Source organism: Pseudomonas cimarronensis, from assembly GCF_049331905.1.
Classification (GTDB): Bacteria; Pseudomonadota; Gammaproteobacteria; order Pseudomonadales; family Pseudomonadaceae; genus Aquipseudomonas.
Genome location: NZ_CP186283.1, coordinates 2,696,138 through 2,713,762, shown reverse-complemented (window position 1 = coordinate 2,713,762; position 17,625 = coordinate 2,696,138). Strand labels below are relative to the sequence as shown.

At 52.0% G+C, this 17,625-nt stretch carries 12 protein-coding genes and 3 pseudogenes; 13 read left to right on the top strand and 2 right to left on the bottom strand.

All coding sequences use genetic code 11. From position 1 onward, the window contains the following. The 5 genes and pseudogenes from qhpC to ACOCLD_RS12660 all read left to right on the top strand — a co-directional run bounded on the left by qhpC (window position 1) and on the right by ACOCLD_RS12660 (window position 5,392). On the top strand, window positions 1–324 hold the full coding sequence (gene qhpC / locus ACOCLD_RS12680) for a quinohemoprotein amine dehydrogenase subunit gamma (protein ID WP_422909420.1): 324 nt from the start codon (window positions 1–3) through the stop codon (window positions 322–324). A gap of 30 nt (window positions 325–354) precedes the next feature. After that, on the top strand, window positions 355–1,512 hold the full coding sequence (gene peaD / locus ACOCLD_RS12675) for a quinohemoprotein amine dehydrogenase subunit beta (RefSeq protein WP_422909419.1): 1,158 nt from the start codon (window positions 355–357) through the stop codon (window positions 1,510–1,512). Window positions 1,513–1,666: 154 nt separating this feature from the next. Continuing rightward, on the top strand, window positions 1,667–3,364 hold the full coding sequence (locus ACOCLD_RS12670) for an AMP-binding protein (RefSeq protein ID WP_422909418.1): 1,698 nt from the start codon (window positions 1,667–1,669) through the stop codon (window positions 3,362–3,364). A gap of 209 nt (window positions 3,365–3,573) precedes the next feature. Then, window positions 3,574–3,730 (top strand): annotated as a pseudogene (locus tag ACOCLD_RS12665) (acyl-CoA dehydrogenase family protein); the annotation flags it as partial. 291 nt (window positions 3,731–4,021) lie between these two features. Beyond that, window positions 4,022–5,392, top strand: coding sequence for a DUF1329 domain-containing protein (locus ACOCLD_RS12660; RefSeq protein WP_422909417.1), 1,371 nt, complete (start codon window positions 4,022–4,024; stop codon window positions 5,390–5,392). A 90-nt stretch (window positions 5,393–5,482) separates the two neighbouring features. Here ACOCLD_RS12660 and ACOCLD_RS12655 read toward each other — a convergent pair whose 3' ends face one another. Further along, entirely contained in the window at window positions 5,483–6,640 is a 1,158-nt protein-coding gene (locus ACOCLD_RS12655) for a GGDEF domain-containing protein (RefSeq protein ID WP_422909416.1), read from the bottom strand. A 343-nt stretch (window positions 6,641–6,983) separates the two neighbouring features. On the opposite strand from ACOCLD_RS12655, the gene ACOCLD_RS12650 reads away from it, so the two are divergent. The 5 genes and pseudogenes from ACOCLD_RS12650 (at window position 6,984) to ACOCLD_RS12630 (ending at window position 11,653) form a co-directional block, all read left to right on the top strand. Continuing rightward, on the top strand, window positions 6,984–7,586 hold the full coding sequence (locus tag ACOCLD_RS12650; protein ID WP_422909415.1) for a TetR/AcrR family transcriptional regulator: 603 nt from the start codon (window positions 6,984–6,986) through the stop codon (window positions 7,584–7,586). A gap of 299 nt (window positions 7,587–7,885) precedes the next feature. Further along, window positions 7,886–9,160 (top strand): annotated as a pseudogene (locus ACOCLD_RS12645) (HAMP domain-containing protein); the annotation flags it as partial. A 303-nt stretch (window positions 9,161–9,463) separates the two neighbouring features. Next, complete coding sequence (locus ACOCLD_RS12640) at window positions 9,464–10,018, top strand: methyl-accepting chemotaxis protein (protein WP_422911802.1); 555 nt, start codon at window positions 9,464–9,466, stop codon at window positions 10,016–10,018. Window positions 10,019–10,102: 84 nt separating this feature from the next. Beyond that, complete coding sequence (locus ACOCLD_RS12635; protein ID WP_422909414.1) at window positions 10,103–10,618, top strand: hypothetical protein; 516 nt, start codon at window positions 10,103–10,105, stop codon at window positions 10,616–10,618. Between the two features lie 123 nt (window positions 10,619–10,741). Continuing rightward, the gene (locus ACOCLD_RS12630; RefSeq protein ID WP_422909413.1) at window positions 10,742–11,653 is read left to right on the top strand and encodes a hypothetical protein; all 912 of its coding nucleotides are present in this window, start codon (window positions 10,742–10,744) and stop codon (window positions 11,651–11,653) included. A 145-nt stretch (window positions 11,654–11,798) separates the two neighbouring features. Here the strand turns inward: ACOCLD_RS12630 and ACOCLD_RS12625 are convergent. Next, window positions 11,799–12,699 (bottom strand): annotated as a pseudogene (locus tag ACOCLD_RS12625) (IS5 family transposase). A 483-nt stretch (window positions 12,700–13,182) separates the two neighbouring features. Here ACOCLD_RS12625 and ACOCLD_RS12620 point away from each other — a divergent pair. The 3 genes from ACOCLD_RS12620 to ACOCLD_RS12610 all read left to right on the top strand — a co-directional run bounded on the left by ACOCLD_RS12620 (window position 13,183) and on the right by ACOCLD_RS12610 (window position 17,442). Continuing rightward, the gene (locus ACOCLD_RS12620; protein WP_422909412.1) at window positions 13,183–15,156 is read left to right on the top strand and encodes a DUF1302 domain-containing protein; all 1,974 of its coding nucleotides are present in this window, start codon (window positions 13,183–13,185) and stop codon (window positions 15,154–15,156) included. Between the two features lie 23 nt (window positions 15,157–15,179). Continuing rightward, window positions 15,180–16,580 (top strand): DUF1329 domain-containing protein, encoded by a 1,401-nt coding sequence (locus ACOCLD_RS12615; RefSeq protein WP_422909411.1) that lies wholly within the window; start codon window positions 15,180–15,182, stop codon window positions 16,578–16,580. A 247-nt stretch (window positions 16,581–16,827) separates the two neighbouring features. Beyond that, entirely contained in the window at window positions 16,828–17,442 is a 615-nt protein-coding gene (locus ACOCLD_RS12610) for a TetR/AcrR family transcriptional regulator (RefSeq protein WP_422909410.1), read from the top strand. The last annotated feature ends 183 nt before the right edge of the window (window positions 17,443–17,625 follow it).

Sequence of the window (17,625 nt, the reverse complement as noted above, 5' to 3'; positions counted from 1 at the left end):
ATGAAACATCTGAAGCCGCTCAACAACAAAGCCCAATGGCTCGAACAAGCCGCTGCTGAAGATCGCGTCGAAGATGTATTAGCGATGAGTACGGTCGTCGGCTGCACTGCCACTACCGACCCCGGATGGGAGGTCGATGCCTTTGGTGGTATCGCCTCGCTGTGCCAACCGATGGAGGCCGACCTGTACGGCTGTTCGGACCCGTGCTGGTGGCCAGCCCAGGTGCCGGACATGATGAGCACACACCCCGACTGGAACAAAGACGCCCAGAACTCCAGCACCGACTGGCGCAATCTCGGCACCGTGTTTCCCAAAGACAAATGATCCGGCGACCAGAATAAAAGGGGTACCGCTATGAAGCTTCGACTCAATGGCAGCCTAGCTGCCTCCCGCATCGGCCTTTCCGGACTGCTCGCTGCGACCGGCATCAGCCTGGCCCTGGGCGTATCGACGGTGAGTGCCGCAGAGATTGGGCCGGTGCTCAAGCCCGGTCATGAATACCTGATTGCCACCAACTACCCGAATAATCTGCACGTGGTCGATCTGGTCAGCGACACTCTGTACAAGACCTGCCAAATGCCCGACGCCTTCGGCCCCGGTACCGCGATGATGGCACCGGACCGCAAGACGGCCTACATCCTCAATAACCACTACGGTGACCTTTACGGTGTAGATCTGGACACTTGCGCCACGGTGTTTCATGCCAATCTGTCGACCAAGCCGGGTGAACGAGCGCGCTCCATGTTCTCCTTCGAGATCAGCCCGGACGGTAAAGAGCTGTACAGCGTGGTCAATCCAACACAGATACTCAACGACCGCTATGTGGTGAAGCAGCCGCGTCTGGAGGTTTTTGATACGTCCGCCGGGCTGGACGCCAAACCGGTGCGTAGCTTCCCTGTGCCTAGGCAGCTCTATCTAATGCGAGCTGGTGACGATGGCAGTCTGTATATAGCCGGGCCGGACATCTACAAAATGGATGTAAAGACCGGCAAGTACGAGGTCGCGGTGCCCGGCCGCAACTGGCAGCGTCCGCTCTACGGCGCACCGGACGTACTCTACTTCTGGCCGCATCAGAGCGCACTGCATGACTTTTTCATGCTCTACACCACGGTAAAGTTCAAAGATGAGAAGCAAGATCTGGACACCGCCGAATACATCTATGGCTATGTCAGCATTGACCTGAAAACCGGCAAGAGCACTGTGCAGGATTTCGCGCCACTGACCGAGCTTTACTTCACTGGTCTGCGTTCACCGAAGGATCCGAATCAGATGTTTGGCCTCCTCAACCGCTTGGCCAAATACGACATCAAGGAGCAGAAACTGATCAAGGCGGCGAACCTTGACCACACCTACTACTGCATCGCCTTCAATACCTCGGGCAGCAAGCTCTACCTGGCCGGTAGCTTCAACGACATCGCGGTGTATGACCCGGACACGTTGGAAAAGGTGAAGAACATAAATCTTCCCGGCGGTGACATGGCGCTCACTACCACCCAAGTCTTCATCCGCTAAATCGAATGCCCTATCCCAGAGCGAGATAGGGCATTGAACCGAGGCACCATTCGCCCTTAATTCCGAGACTATGGGGCCTTGACTCTTTACGGGCTGACGTTGACGTAAACGGCATATCATTGATCGATGCCCACAACAATCACAAGGGGCAACCATGACACACCTCAGTCACACCTATGGCCGGCAGAATCAGGAGCTGCTAGCAATGACCATCGGCGAAGCGTTCGACAAGACTGTGGCGCGCTTTGCTGAGCGAGAGGCGCTGGTGGTGCGCCACCAGGGTTTACGCTGCAGCTGGGCTGAGCTCGCAGAGGCTGTCGAGCGGCACGCCTGCGCCTTACTCGCCATAGGCCTGCGAAGCGGCGATCGCCTGGGAATCTGGGCACCGAACTGCGTCGAGTGGTGCATTACTCAGTTCGCCAGCGCCAAAATCGGTGCCATTCTGGTCAACATCAATCCGGCTTATCGGGTGAGTGAATTGGAGTACGTGCTCAAACAGTCCGGCTGCCGCTGGGTGATTTGCGCAGACTCCTTCAAGTCCTCCGACTACCACGCAATGCTTCTTGAGCTGCTGCCAGAATTGGCCGACACGGCACCTGGCTCATTGGTTAGCGAGCGTCTGCCTGAACTGAGAGGAGTAGTAAGTCTTTGCGCGGCACCGCCAGCGGGTTTCCTGTCCTGGACCAAACTGCAGGGGCGGGCCGCCGAAGTGGAGCCGCAGGCGCTGGTTGAGTGGCAGGCCAGTCTGCAGTTCGACGACCCGATCAACATCCAGTACACCTCCGGCACCACCGGCTTCCCCAAGGGGGCGACTCTCAGCCACTACAACATTCTCAACAACGGTTACATGGTCGGTGAGAGCCTCGGCCTCACCGAATACGATCGCCTAGTGATCCCTGTGCCGTTGTACCACTGTTTCGGCATGGTGATGGGCAACCTCGGTTGCCTCACCCACGGCTCGACTATGATCTACCCCAGCGACGCCTTCGACCCGCTGGCCACACTGAGTGCTGTGGCCGAAGAAAAGGCTACAGCGCTGTTCGGCGTCCCGACGATGTTCATCGCCGAACTGGATCACCCGCAGCGCGGCGAATTTGATCTGTCCAGTCTGCGCACCGGGATCATGGCCGGTGCCACCTGCCCGATCGAAGTGATGCGGCGGGTGATCGATGAGATGCACATGAGCGAGGTGCAGATCGCCTATGGCATGACCGAAACCAGCCCGGTTTCGCTGCAGACTGGCCCGGACGACGAACTGGAACTACGCGTGACGACCGTCGGTCGTACCCAGCCACATCTGGAGACCAAGATTGTCGACGCTGATGGGAATACCGTACCGCGCGGCCAGATTGGCGAGCTGTGCACCCGCGGCTACAGCGTCATGCTCGGCTACTGGGACAATCCCACGGCAACGGCAGAAGCAATCGATTCTTTACGCTGGATGCACACAGGCGACCTGGCAACGATGGACGACAACGGCTACGTATGTATCGTCGGCCGCAGTAAGGACATGATCATCCGCGGCGGCGAGAACATCTATCCGCGCGAGCTGGAGGAGTTCTTCTTCACTCATCCAGCTATCGCCGACGTGCAGGTGATTGGCATCCCGGACAGCAAGTACGGAGAGGAAATTGTTGCCTGGATCAAGTTCCACCCCGGTCAGACTGCCACTGAGGAGGAGTTGCACTGCTGGTGCAAGGCGCGTATCGCCCACTTCAAAGTACCGCGCCACTACCGATTCGTCGACGTCTTCCCGATGACAGTGACCGGAAAAATCCAGAAATTCCGCATGCGCGAGATCAGCATCGAGGAACTGGTGACGGGGTCAGGCAATGTCACAGCCGATGGCTGATTCTGCAGGAGCAGCCCATGGTGCGAAGCTCAAAGTAGTGGCCATGGATCGCTCCTGGACTTTTCCTGAGTCCCCGCATTCGCGTGGGCATGGTACTGCACGCGCGCGACCAGCCCGATGCAGAGTTTGCCGACGAGTTACAGCTATACGTGCACAAGCACTTGTCCGCTCATGCCAGGTGCCGGTTCCCTGGCAATGAGGCGCAGGATGACATGACCGAGCCGGTGTGTTCTGTGATGGTCCAGATCCTGGGTGGCTACGGCTACCTCGAGGACTTCCCGGTTTAACGTATCTACCGCGACGTGCGCGTATGCCAGGTATACGAGGGAACCAGCGAAACGGTTGGTGATTGCACGCAGCCTCTAAGCATCAGAGGCCGTCAGCAATAAGGCCGTTTTTCAGGGACGACGATCGTGACTAACCCTTGCCTGTCTATGACGATCACCATCCGTCGCATATCGCATAGATAATATTTATTTTAATAAAATATTTTACTATTATAAATATCATCTCTTCCTCTGAAATCTCACGGTGCATCTGCAAGATAGGAGTACCAGTTGGCACCCCAGTGGAGCCAGCGAACTAATGGGGGCAAGACGTTGTTCCGGTTTCTGGCCAGTACTCGTTCTGGTTCAGCTTGCTGTGGAGGTCTATTAGATGTATCCAAATGAGCGTTTAATCGCTGTTCTCGCGTTGACCATACTGATGTTGAACACAGCACAAGCTGCTGTGAGTGCTGACCAAGCTGCGCTATTGAAAAGCAGCCTAACTCCAATGGGGGCAGAGAGGGCTGGCAATGTCGATGGCACCATCCCCACTTGGGATGGTGGCCTCACCCAGCTCCCCGCGGGCTATGCAGGGCCAGGGACCCATCATGTCGATCCTTTTCCAGAGGACAAGCCGCAGTTCACCATCACTAAAGCCAATCTGCAACAGTATGAGGCGCATCTAACACCAGGCCAGATTGCGTTGTTCAACTCCTTTCCAGACACGTTCAAAATGCCGGTATACCAAAGCCGGCGTACTGGCTCTGCACCTCAACGGGTCTATGACAATACTTTCAAAAATGCCACCAGCGGTGTACTTGTGGCTGAGGGCAATGGTTTTGCCAGCGCATTCGGTGGAATTCCATTTCCAATCCCACAAAATGGTTTGGAGGTGCTTTGGAACCATATCGCTAGATACCGAGGTACTTATGCAGAGCACCGTTCATCACAGGCCGCAGTCGAGCGTAATGGTGCCTATTCGCTGGTGACGTCTGAAGATCGCATTCTTTCTTCCTACTACGATCCAAATGGAAGTCTTGATCAACATGGCAACACGCTCTTCTATTACATGACATTTGCTATCGCACCAGCTCGCTTGGCAGGTGAAGGGGCGCTGATTAAAGAAACTCTTGACCAAGTCAAAGAGCCTCGCATGGCTTGGAGCTATAGCCCTGGCCACCGTCGCGTTCGGCGTGCCCCGGTGTTGGCGTACGACAACCCGCTCGCGGAGACCAAAGGACTGCGTACAGCTGATAACACTGACATGTTTAATGGCGCGCCGGATTTTTATGACTGGACGCTGTTAGGAAAAAAAGAAATCTATATTCCGTATAACAACTATATGGTGACTAGCCCAAAGGTAACGTATGCAGAGTTACTTACACCAGGTCATGTCAACCCAAAATACACGCGCTATGAGTTGCACCGGGTATGGGTAGTTGAGGGAAAGCTGAAATCTGGAGATCGACACATTTATAAACGCCGGACTTTGTTTTTGGATGAGGATAGTTGGGGAATAGCAGTGGCTGACCATTATAATGGGAGTGGCCAAATATGGCGGGTGTCTATGGCATACTTGAAAAATTTCTACGAGCAACCCATGGTGTTTACCGCTCTGGACACTTTTCATGACGTTCGGGCACGACGCTACGGTGTGCAAGGATTGGACAACGAAGAGCCGAGAACTGTTGATTTCAGCAAAATAATACCAAGTGTTGAAGAGTTCACTCCATCGGCATTACGACGGAAAGCACCACGCTGACAAGCACTGGACTTACCGTCGATTGTCAGAACCCTGCTTGACTCTGGCTAATGAGCCCGCCGTTGCATGCGGTGGGAGTTACATCGCGAGTTACTGAACTGAGTTCTTTTCATTAAAGGTGACAACACAATTACGGCCGCCTCGTTTGGCGTCATACAGGGCAGTATCTGCGATTTTAACTAATCGTTCGCAGACATCTAAGATATTTTCGTTTAGTGAGGGCCGAACGCTAACGACTCCGACACTTACGGTCCAACTCACCGCTACTCCTGTATCGCTGTATGTGGCCAGTTTTTCAATCTGATCACGAAGCCGCTCACCTAGCAGAGCGGCTTCTGTAGCCCCAGTTCCGGGCATAAGGATGGCAAACTCTTCACCTCCTAGGCGGGCCACTGAGTCGCCTTGACGAGAGTTTTGAGTACAGGCCTCGGCGAGTGCACAAATTACTAGGTCGCCGGTAGGGTGACCGTGGGTATCGTTGATTCGTTTAAAGTGATCAATATCTAGCATTAGCAGAGCACATGGTCGGTCGAGCCGACAGCTTCGCGCAACTTCTTTCTGTAGCACTTCCTGAAAGTGTCTTCTATTCGCGGCACCTGTCAATGGGTCGGTTTTAGACGCTTCCTCTAGAGAGCGCTCCAATAGAAAGCGGCGATGGTAGCTCCAAGCGAAGGTAGTACTCACTAGGGCAGTTATTGCAGCAGCGGGCCCCATAAAGGACGCATAAAGGGCATGAGGAAAATTTGTTAGCCATCCGCTTAGTGCGAGAGCGGGAGGGAGTAGGGTTACCGCCAGAAGGCAAATTAAACTTACGCGTATTGATAGACCTAAGCATAGGAGTGTTGTCCCGAGCGGGTAGTAAAGGAATCCTCCGACCCCCAAGGGGAGACTGTTGTTCAGGATCTTGAAGACTGCCAAGCTATGTAGGAGGTCAGCGATCGCGGATGTAATCACTAATATGCTTGCTTGCTTATAGTTTTTAGTTCGTCTCATCACGAAAGCTGGCACTAATAACCACAAGCTGGCTATGCGTGGCCAAATTGTATCTTTAGCTGCAATGGGGTCAACAGCGTTGTCGATGAGCCAGCTAAATATACCGCTGCAACAAAAAAGAATGAAAATCACGCAGGTAAACGTACGGTGCAGCATAAATTTTTTTTGCAGATATAGCGGGTCATTATTTATTAAAGGGTATACATAATTATTTACTTTTATTTGATAGAGTAATTTAGAGAGGGCGTTAAACATATTAAGCGCGACCATTGGATGTCTCGGCTGGTATCGCATGCCTGCTGATCAGATGCCGGCAGAGGGCACCGATTAGCGTCAAGCTCTGTATCCAAGTGTGGATGCCTTTTCTGCGCCCCGCAAATGTAGGTGTGCCGCATCTCTAGGGCACCAGTTTCATTACTTCATTGAGCCTGCGAAATGCTGCAGTTTGTGTCTAGCACCCAGAAGAACGAGGTGCGTGTCAGATACCAGCGTACGAAAGTCGTGACCAAGAACAAATAATTTTGTCTGATAAAAATATATTATTGAGTTAATTTTAATAGGGTTGTCTGGGTGGCATTTAAGTAAAGGAAGGGTGGTCATGAGCGGTCTACGTGAAAGGCAGAAGGAGCAGCGTAGAGAGGCAATCCTGGTTGCAGCGATGGGGCTCTTTGATCTAAATGGCTACACCACCACTACAGTGGAACAGATAGCTGCGAAAGCGGGGGTATCTGCGCCGACCATATTCAATTACTTCGGAACCAAACAGGAGATCCTGTTTGCGCTGGTAGATCGTGCGGATCGCATCGGTATGGCAGACGCCTGGACCAAACTCGACCGATTCGACAATGCTGTGGATGCCCTGTGCGCGTTCTTCAGTATCGTAGTCACGAACGAGCTGACAGCACTGCCGCTCTCAATATGGCGAGAACTGATGAGTGCAACTTTCAACACCAGCGCCTCGAAAGAGCTGATTGCAGTCAACAAGAGATTGATTAAGGACATCGCTGACATACTGAGGGAGATGCAAAGGCGGACCATGCTAAAGCCTAGCTTCGATGCTGAGTTAGTCGCAGAAATCCTTACTGACTATGCAACTCAAGTTTTCGCGAGGCTAGTCCAGGCAGATGACCCTGATTTCGAGGCAGAAGAAGCCTACGTGCGTCGTGGGGTCGAAATTATGGTCTCAGGCCTTCGCTTTTGAAGGCGACCACTGCGCTAAATCATAACTCTTCTCATTATCTCTAGAGCTAGCCGTGTGAGCGCCCTGCAGATATCTTGCATCATATAAATTTAGTTGACTAAATCATTTTACTTTGATAAATTTTACGCAAGCACATCCCGATGCTTAAGCGTCGGAAGATTAAGGTGCAGGCGTGCTTGGGGTGGGGGATGGGTTGGCTACTAGCCAGTAGTTAACGTCGTTTGAGTGTCCTCATCGTGTGGGATAGCTATTCCATGTGATGCAGGTAGTCCAATTTGCAGTTTTCGTGGAGGTATCCCATGTGCAATATCCTATCCACTATCCAAGGCCGCATAACCTGGCTCGTTGGTCTGTGCTTGTTATGCATTGCTGCCTCACTGATCTGTCTGACGCTTTACCAGGGGCAGCAGAATAGCGAGGCAATCAAAGAACAAGGCGGAAAGCTGTTCGCTGAGGCAGCTCGCGGTCACTTACAGTTGCAGGGCCAGGTTCAGGCATTGCAGCTACAGCGAAAACTGCAGGATAACTTGCTTTTGGGTGAAGGCCTTTCGCGAACGCTACAAGCACTGCGCAAGCAGCAACGCTCTGAAAATCTTGATGCTGAAATGTTGCGTCGGGAGCTGCTTGGCGAGATGAGCCATACCCTCAATGCGCATTCGGAGTTGCTTGGTCTGTTTGTGCTTTTCGAAAGGCAAGCTTTAGATGGCGCTGATGACCGCTTCATAGGGCGAGAAGATTTGGGTAGTAACGAGAGCGGCCGCTTCTCGTTCTACTTACTACGAGGTGCAGATGAACTGCAACACGTTGTCGCCAGTGAAAAGCTATTAAGTGACACCGCTTCAGGCCCCAGTGGCCAAGCCTATAACTCGTTCTTCACATGCTCTCAAAAGAGTATGAAACCCTGCGTCTTAGATCCCTATTTCGACGACTCATCCGGCCAGCGCAAGCTCGTTACTAGCGTCACCTTACCGGTACTTGAGAATGGCAAGTTCATCGCAGTAGTGGGCTTTGACATCGATCTCGTGGTGTTGCAGCAAAGCAGCCAGGAAGGCAGTAGGCAATTGTTCGACGGCCATGGTCGGATTCGGATTCTCAGCCCTAATGGCTTGTTGGCCAGTGACAGCGAAGATGCATCCGGTCTTGGTCAAACGTTCAACGATCCAGAACTGCCGTTGGTGCTCGATGCAATGGCTGATGGGCACTCGCAGATTTACGACCAAGGCGAGGATGTGACGGTGCTTAGCACCTTGGTACCGGTGCCCGGCACACAGTCGTGGGGAATACTGCTCAGTGTGCCTAAGCAGGTATTGTTGGCTCCCGCCCAATCGTTGAAAAACCTCCTGGAGGAGCTCCGGGAGCGCAGCACCTGGATGGAGGTTGGCTTGGGGTTGTTCATTGGGCTTCTTGGGATGGTCGTTGTGGCTCTCACTGCTCGTGGGATTAGCCGACCGATCCTTGGTCTAGCGAATATGCTCAAGGATATAGCAGAGGGTGAGGGCGATCTCACTCGTCGCCTGAGCTACCCGCGTCATGATGAGCTCGGGCGTTTGGCCTTTGCTTTCAACCGCTTTCTCGACAAGCTACAACCAAGCATTGCAGCAGTGCAGATAGCCAGCGGTAAGGCCCGTATTAGTTCTGATCAGTCCGCAGTGATAGCCCGCCAGACTAGTGATGGCCTCCAGCAGCAGTTCCGCGAGGTTGACCTAGTTGCGACTGCCCTGCAGGAAATGTCTGCTACCGCGAATGCTTCAGCGCAGAGCGCAGCGAATGCTGCGGAGGCGGCTAACGAAGCAGATCTCGCTAGTCAGCAGGGTTACTCAATCATCGAGGCCACGAGTGCTGGTATTGACGCTCTAGTTGGAGATATGGGGCAAGCTATGAGTGAACTGCAGAATTTGGCGCGCAGCAACGAGCAGATTGGCGCCATCTTAGCGGTCATCCAGAGCATTGCATCGCAGACCAACCTGCTCGCGCTCAATGCCGCTATTGAAGCGGCTCGGGCTGGCGAGTCTGGTCGCGGCTTCGCCGTGGTCGCCGATGAGGTGCGTGGTTTGGCGCAGCGTACGCAGGACTCGGTGGGAGAAATCCGCGAGGTTATCGAAAGCCTACAGGCGCGCAGCTTGGCGGTTGCTGATGCAATGAATAGTAGTCATCACCAGGCCCAAAGCAACGTTCAGCAGGCGCGAATGGCGATAGAGGCATTGCAACGCATAACAGGGGCGGTAAATGTCATCAGTGAAATGAACCTCCAGATTGCTAGCGCAGCGGAAGAGCAGAGCAGCGTTGCTGAGGAGGTAGGGCGCAATATCGGTGTCATCCGTGATGTAACTCAGTCCCTTTCTGAGCAGGCTGAGCAATCTGCGCATCTAAGCCAACAGTTGAATGACAACGCTGAAGAGCAGGACCGCCTTATAAAGAGATTTAAGGTTTAGATCTTCTATTCGTACATGCACCAACCTTCTGTTTAAGAGGGAGGAGGGTCTCACCATTAATTACATGCAAAGGCTAGAGCTGATATGCCATCTGAAATGTTCATTAAGGGATTTCGATACGAATTTTCCAATCGTGCGTTCGCGTTGCGAGTAATGCAGCATCTTGCCAAATCGTCGGAAGGGTATGAGCAGTTTCACCTTTGGTCGGCGTATTTGGCTTTGGAGCAGTTCAATGAGCCTCGCTATCAGATGGCCGCGGCTTGCTGGGGGCTCGATTCCCCCCCGAGCCTTTGGGTTGCTTTCAAGGCCTGGACTGTTAGTTTGGTGCCTAGGGCTTTACATTCGGCACTGTTGAAAGTTGTCCACTCAGCGACTGTTTCATACGTGGAAAAACTCAAAATGCTGCAAAGTGAAGGGCCAAGTGAGGCCCATTCCTTTCTGAGTTATATGGTGGCTCAAGAGGAGTTGCAGGTAGAGATGATGGAGCGGGCAATGGCTGGGCGTTACTTGGAAATCGAGAGGCTTGTGGCCGAGTTCATCATTAAGTCAGCGGTTGAGTCTCCTGCTATCTCAAGTCTGAGCCCTCTTCAGAAGGCTTAAATTCTCTCTTGCATGTCTACCCATGGCATAGATAGTTCCTAACGCTGGCAGTTGCAATCAATCGTTTTGCAGGTAATTTCTCCGATGAAAATGTGCATTCAACATGACGGGCTCCAAAGCAGCATGTCTAAGTGGATGCCACAGCGCGCGGGCCTACTTATAGGGATGCTGCATCTTCTACTGCCGGTAAATTCCCAGGCCACGCAACTCAGCTTTCTCGATCAGCATGTCAGCGTCTCGCAGGGCAGCAGATTATTGTACGGTGCCATGTGGCAGCAGATGCGAAATCCAGCCAACATAGCCAACCTCAACTCGGCTGATGACAGCCGACAGAATGAACTGGTTTCACGAGTTGCCGGGCTGGCCGCAGAGTCATTGACCAACCACCAGAACTCCGGACTGTTTGAGTATGACATCGGCCACTACGACCCGAAGATTATGGATAAGTACAGCGGCTACCTGGACACAGTCTATAAGGGCGAGCATCTTAATCAGGAGCGCCCGAAAGCTGAAACCGTTTTGCTATCTGAAGCGTTCATCAAAGGGTTCCAATACGAGCTTGCCAATCGTGCATTTGCGCTCCAAGTAATGCAGCGTCTTGCCCAATCGCCGAAAGGATATGAGCATTACCCTCTCTGGTCGGCGTACCTGATTTTGGAGCAGTTTAACGAGCCTCGCTATCAGATGGCTGCGAAAAGTTGGAAGCTCGACTATTCCCCAGGCTGGTGGGTTGCTTTTAAGGCTTGGGCTGTTGTCAGCTTAGTGCCCCAGACACTACATTCAACAATGTTGGCCTTTATACACGCAGAAACTGTTGCGTATGTGGATAAGCTTAAAGTGCTGCAAGGTGAGGGGCCGTATGAGGCTCAGCCTTTTCTGAGCTACATGGTGGCTCAGGAGGAGTTGCAGGTGGAGATGATGGAGTTGGCTATGTCCGGGCGCTACTCGGAGATTGAGTCTCTCGTGAGTGAGTTCATTGCAAGATCAGCCGTTGTACCTCCCTCTTTCACGGGTCTTCCTCACACGCGGCCCTAGGGATGGTCTGAAGTAACCATGTATTTCTGGCTGACTTCAGCCCCGCCGATTTTGAAAGCGGCGAATCGATCAAAGACGATCAGGTCATCCGCTCATTTCTGTGTTTTTAGCCGCCACGAGCACCTCGCGGCAGCCATTTCCCGCATTACAGGCGCACCTCTCCCGTATTGTTCATTAAGTGTCGGCGTGCCATCCACAGGTTCGACAGCGCAAACAGTGCCACCAACTGCGCGGTATTTTTCGCTAGGCCAAGGACGCGCGTCTTTACATAACCGAACTGCTTTTTGATCACCCGGAATGGGTGATCGACCTTGGCACGCACCTGGGCCTTGGCCTTCTCGCTCTTGCGGTTGGCTTTGTACAAAGGGCTGCGATAACCCAGCTTCTTGTATGTACAGCGGTGGGCGGCGATCTGCCAAATTACTTCACGGACTTCATGTTCAGCGCGTTTCTCGACGTCGGTATAATCGACATCGGCGCCGACCATGTTTTCCTCTCCGTGCAGCAGTTTGTCGACCTGGGTGATATTCACGACATTGGCCGCCGTGCCCACCACGCTGTGCACCAGGCCCGACTCATCATCGACACCGATGAGCGCCTTCATGACGAAGTAGTACTGGTTACCCTTCTTGGTCTGGTGCATATCTAGGTCGCGTTTGCCGTCCTTGTTCTTGGTCGAACTCGGCGCATTGATCAGCGTGGCATCGGCGATGGTGCCTTGGCGCAATGACAGGCCTTGCTTACTCAGATAGCCATTGATTACGGCCAGGATGCCAGCTGCCAGCTCGTGTTTTTCTAGCAGACGACGGAAGTTGATGATCGTGGTTTCATCGGGAATGCGCTCCAGGCTCAGCCCGGCAAAATGTCGCAGGATGGCCGTCTCCTAAAGCGCTTCCTCCATCGCTGGATGCTGTAGCCAAACCAGTTCTGCATCAAATGTACGCGCAGCATCGCCATCAACGGGTAGGCCGGACGACCACCATCACCTTTCGGGTCTGCTTACGTTTGCCGGCGTACCCTGCATCGGCGAAGGTCATTTGCTTCATCGGAAAATTCGGCGGGTGGAGCCCAGGCGTTTTGCCGAAATCAGTAAGTCTTCTTCAGGATTTCCTTAGAAATTTCCCATCCTAATACGTAGTGGCAATCGTGCTGTCCGTAGCATTTCGGCAGATCAGGTCTGTAGCTTTTAAATGATGGCTGCGACTGTCTCGTCTGCTTGAGCCAGTTAGAGAAGCTCCGCGCGCGATCAGTCGATTCCCCCCGGATTTCCTCGCTCCGCAACAAAATTAAATCTCTGGAACAGACGATTTGCTCGCAATCTTTACTAGACATAAATATTTTATGTCACTAAATTAATACGGCAACCCAAGACAACCATGGGCTTTCAGTGGGACTGAATGCGCAAAGGTGCTCTGGGGCTTTGCGCTGCGAGTGATCGTCGGCTAGGCGATCGGTACCGGGAACAAACAAAAACAGCCTCTAGCACTCGCTGGGGCGATAAATCTTGGCCGTCATGAAGGTATGTGCGGATGAAAAGTTGTGATCAGCATGAAAGAAAACAAGATAGTGCTTCCGTTTGGACGCCTCGGCGAGCGACTGCTCTTATCGGAATGCTGCCTCTCCTATTGTCGGTGAATGCACACGCTGTGCAGTTCGACTTCTATGACAATGAGATCACTGGCTCGCTGGACACTACTCTGTCGTACGGCGCTATGTGGCGCTTACAGGAGCGAGACTCGAGTAATATCGCAGACATTAACGCAGATGATGGTAATCGTAATTTTAGCAAGGGGTTGGTGTCACAGGTCTTCAAAGTTACCACTGACTTGTCGGCCAACTATGAGAACTATGGATTGTTTGTGCGGGGCTCCGCCCACTACGACACACAAATTATGGATAAGCGTAATGACTATTTTAATACGACCGATGGAGTAGAGCACCCTAGTCAAACATATCCTCGAGACAATAGCTTCACTCGCGATACACGAAAGATTGCTGGTCGCAATGCTGAGTTATTGGACTTCTATGTATCTGGCAGTTGGGATATTGCAGGTTACCCGTTAAGCGGGCGTCTAGGGCGGCAGGTGTTGAATTGGGGAGAATCCACTTTTTATCGTGGTGGTATCAACGCTATAAACCCAATCGACGCCGCGCGTTTTCACCTTCCTGGCTCGGAGGTAAAAGAAGTTTTGATTCCAATGGAATCACTCAGTTTCAATCTTGGCCTTACTGAAAGCCTTTCACTTGAAGGCTTTTACCAATGGCAGTGGAGGGAAACTCGACTAGATCCAGTTGGCACCTACTTCTCTGATACGGACCTGTTCGCCGATGGCGGCGAGACTGCTTATATAACCGTTGATGATCCGGCGATTAAGGATCTTTTAGCAAACTATTCGACGGTTGCTTCTTTAGGCTTAGTCGGCAACGGACCTTATGGGCCTAACGCTTACCTGAATCCCAATACGGGCACATTCAAAGTTAGCAATATAGGAAAGGACCTTAGTGCTCGTGATGATGGTCAGTTTGGTGTGGCTTTCCGTTATATTGCAGAGGAACTCAATTCCACTGAGTTTGGTTTATATTTCGTTAACTATCACGCCAAAGACCCTCAAGTAGCTATTGATTTACGTAACTATCAAGGCGTCGACGTTGCTGGTCTTAATGCGCTACTTGGTCCGCTCGGTCTTGGTGATGCAGTGCCAGGGCTTGCGACCTTGGATATGGTGGGGAATGCTGAGGCGCGCCGCCGATATGTCGAGGATATTCGCATGTATGGCTTTAGCTTCAACACCACTCTTGGCGATGCATCGGTGGCGGGAGAGATAGCCTATCGTCCAAACGCACCGATAAGTATATCGGCTACTGATGACCTGCTTGGTGATGTCTTGGAGCAAGGCGTATTCGGTTTAACCAATATTTATGATGCCAATGTGAGTAGTGGCCAGGCGTGCACTCAAGTAGCTGGTAAGCAAATTTGCCGAGGGGCGCTATTCGATAACTACGAGCGGGCCGAAATATTCAATGCTTCCCTTAGTACTATTTATAACTTCGGCCCGCGCTTGAGCTTCGACTCATTAGTAGGGGTAGCTGAAGTATCGGGGGAGTTCATTCGTGGTAGTGATCTAAAATACACGTCTTGGAACGGGTTTGAACGGCGCTATGTGGGCGCGCAAGATAAAGCTTACGTTAACAGTGCTGGTGATGATGTCCAAGTTACTCGTGATAGTTATGGCTACACATTGCTATTGACGGGCTCTTGGAATGATATTTTTGCTGGTGTAACGCTGGCTCCTTACGCAGTCTATCAGGACGATTTCAAGGGCAACTCTAATCGTGTAGGTAATTTCATTGAGGGCCGCAAGGCATACACTCTTGGTGTTGATGCTATCTATTTAAATAGCTTCCAAGTTGGCATGCAGTATACCAACTATTACGGCGCAGATGATAACAACGTCATGCGTGATCGTGACAACATATCGATTACTGGTAAGTATTCGTTCTGATCGCTTTGGCTGTGGAGAACCATATGTATCACAGTAAAAATTTTCTACTTACACCGCTTCAGCGTTCTATTGCATTCTTTTTATCTGCTTTTCTAACGCTGGTCTCGCTTGAGACGCGCGCCGAGGTTAGTGCTGATAAGGCGGCCCAGCTAAAGAGCAGTCTTACGCCTTTAGGTGCTGAGAGAGCTGGTAATGCCGATGGCAGCATCCCAGCTTGGGATGGTGGATTGACTCAGGTTCCAACCGGCTATAAAGGGCCTGGTACGCACCATGTTGATCCCTTCGCGAGCGATACGCCGCTATTCATTATTACGAAAGATAATCTGGCACAGTATCAGGATCGTCTGACACCAGGCCAGATCGCTCTTCTAAAGACTTATCCATCCAGTTTTCAAATGCCGGTATACCCAACACGGCGTACTGGTGCGGCACCTCAGTGGGTGTACGAAAACACTTTTAAGAATGCCAGCAGCGCTTCTCTGGCAGAGGGGGGGAATGGATTCGTTGGTGCGTTTGGTGGTATTCCTTTTCCAATTCCGGAAAACGGAGTGGAGGCAGTATGGAATCACATTGCCCGCTATCGGGGTACATATGTCGAGCGACGTTCAGCCCAGGCTGCAGTGGAGCAGGGCGGCTCTTACTCGCTAGTAAGTAGCCAAGATCAACTGCTTACCAGCTTCTATGATCAAAAAAATAGCCTTAGCAATCTGAATAACACATTGTTTTATTACATGTCTTTTGCCACATCACCAGCACGCATGGCTGGTAATGGCGCACTTCTCCGAGAGACACTCAACCAAGTTAAGGAGCCGCGTCAATCATGGATCTACACTCCAGGTCAGCGACGTGTGCGTCGCGCTCCGACATTGGCTTATGACACTCCGCTTGAGGAGGCCAGTGGTCTGCGCACTGTCGATGACACTGACATGTACAACGGTTCACCTGACCGATATGACTGGTCACTGCTTGGGAAGAAGGAAATCTATATTCCTTACAATAACTATAAAGTAACTAGTCCTGATGTTAGCTACAAAGATCTGCTGCTTCCTGGTCATATCAATCCTAAGTACACCCGCTACGAATTGCACCGAGTCTGGGTAGTCGAAGGCAAACTAAAAGCGGGGGCACGGCACATCTACTCACGGCGTACTCTCTACCTCGATGAGGACAGTTGGGGCGCAGCAGTGGTGGATCAGTACGACAGTCGGGGTGAGCTTTGGCGAGTGTCGATGGCTTACCTGAAAAGTTTCTATGAGCAGCCGATGGTATGGACTGCTCTAGACACATTTCATGACCTTCAGGCACGTCGCTATGCCGTGCAGTGGCTGGACAACGAGGAAAGTGGCACCGCCGACTTCAGTAAGCCTGTGCCAAGTAAGGACATGTTCAACCCGGCTTCACTTAGGCGTCGCGCACCTCGTTAGGTAGCACTCAACGGATCGTTAATTAGGGGGGTTCCATGATGTACGGAGCTCCCTCATTTGCAGCAATAACTCACCCAGAGAACTGGTGGCATCGGGTACATGTCTACGCGGAAGATAGCAATTTGGATTTTTGGATTTTAATGCGGCTCCATTTAATGGGATTTATAGCTCGATAAAGATTTTATCGAGAAGTCAAATTCGTATAAGCTATCTGCTACAGACATTCGTTAGTAGGGGTGGTTGAAGCATGAGTGGTCTTCGTGAACGGCAGAAAGAGCAACGCAGGGAATCCATCCTGAGGGCTGCCTTGGTGCTGTTCGACGCCAATGGATACAACGCTACGACAGTCGAGCAAATAGCTGCAAGCGCAGGGGTTTCTGCGCCTACGGTTTTCAACTACTTCGGCAACAAGCAGGAGGTTCTGTTCGCGTTGCTTGAGCGTGCAGCCAATGCTGAGGATGCAGGTATTGCCGAGGTTTGGGAGATGATATCTTCACTAGAAGATCCCATTGACATTATGTGTACTGTCTACTCTCTAGTAAGCCGGCGAGAGCTGGATGCTCTACCCATATCTATTTGGAGAGAGATTCTCAATTCTCCTTTCAATAGCACCGTCTCGAAGGAGGTAGTTGCTATGAATGATCGGCTGACTGGTCAGATTGCCTTTCTATTCAAGTGGATGCAGGCACAAGGTAAGCTCAGAAGTGACTTTGATCCCTCTTTCGCCGCGAAGTTTATGAACGATTATGCGGCGCTGATTTTCACCAAACTCGTGCAGTCCGACGACCCCAACTTCGATGCCCATAATAGCCACGTGCGTGCTGCTACTGAACTAGTCATCAACGGTCTACGCCCACGTTAGCGTTAACCCTCTGTAATGCCATATCACTTCAGCCGGGATGTCTAGTGGAGTGGCTAGGATCTCAAAGCGCTGATGCAGTACGTCGGGTGGCGCGATGGTCAATCGGCTTTGCGTTATGTGGAAAGTACGGGAGTATTTCCAGGGCAGCTGAGTCCCTCGAAGCTCGTTCTCAGCTCAAATAGT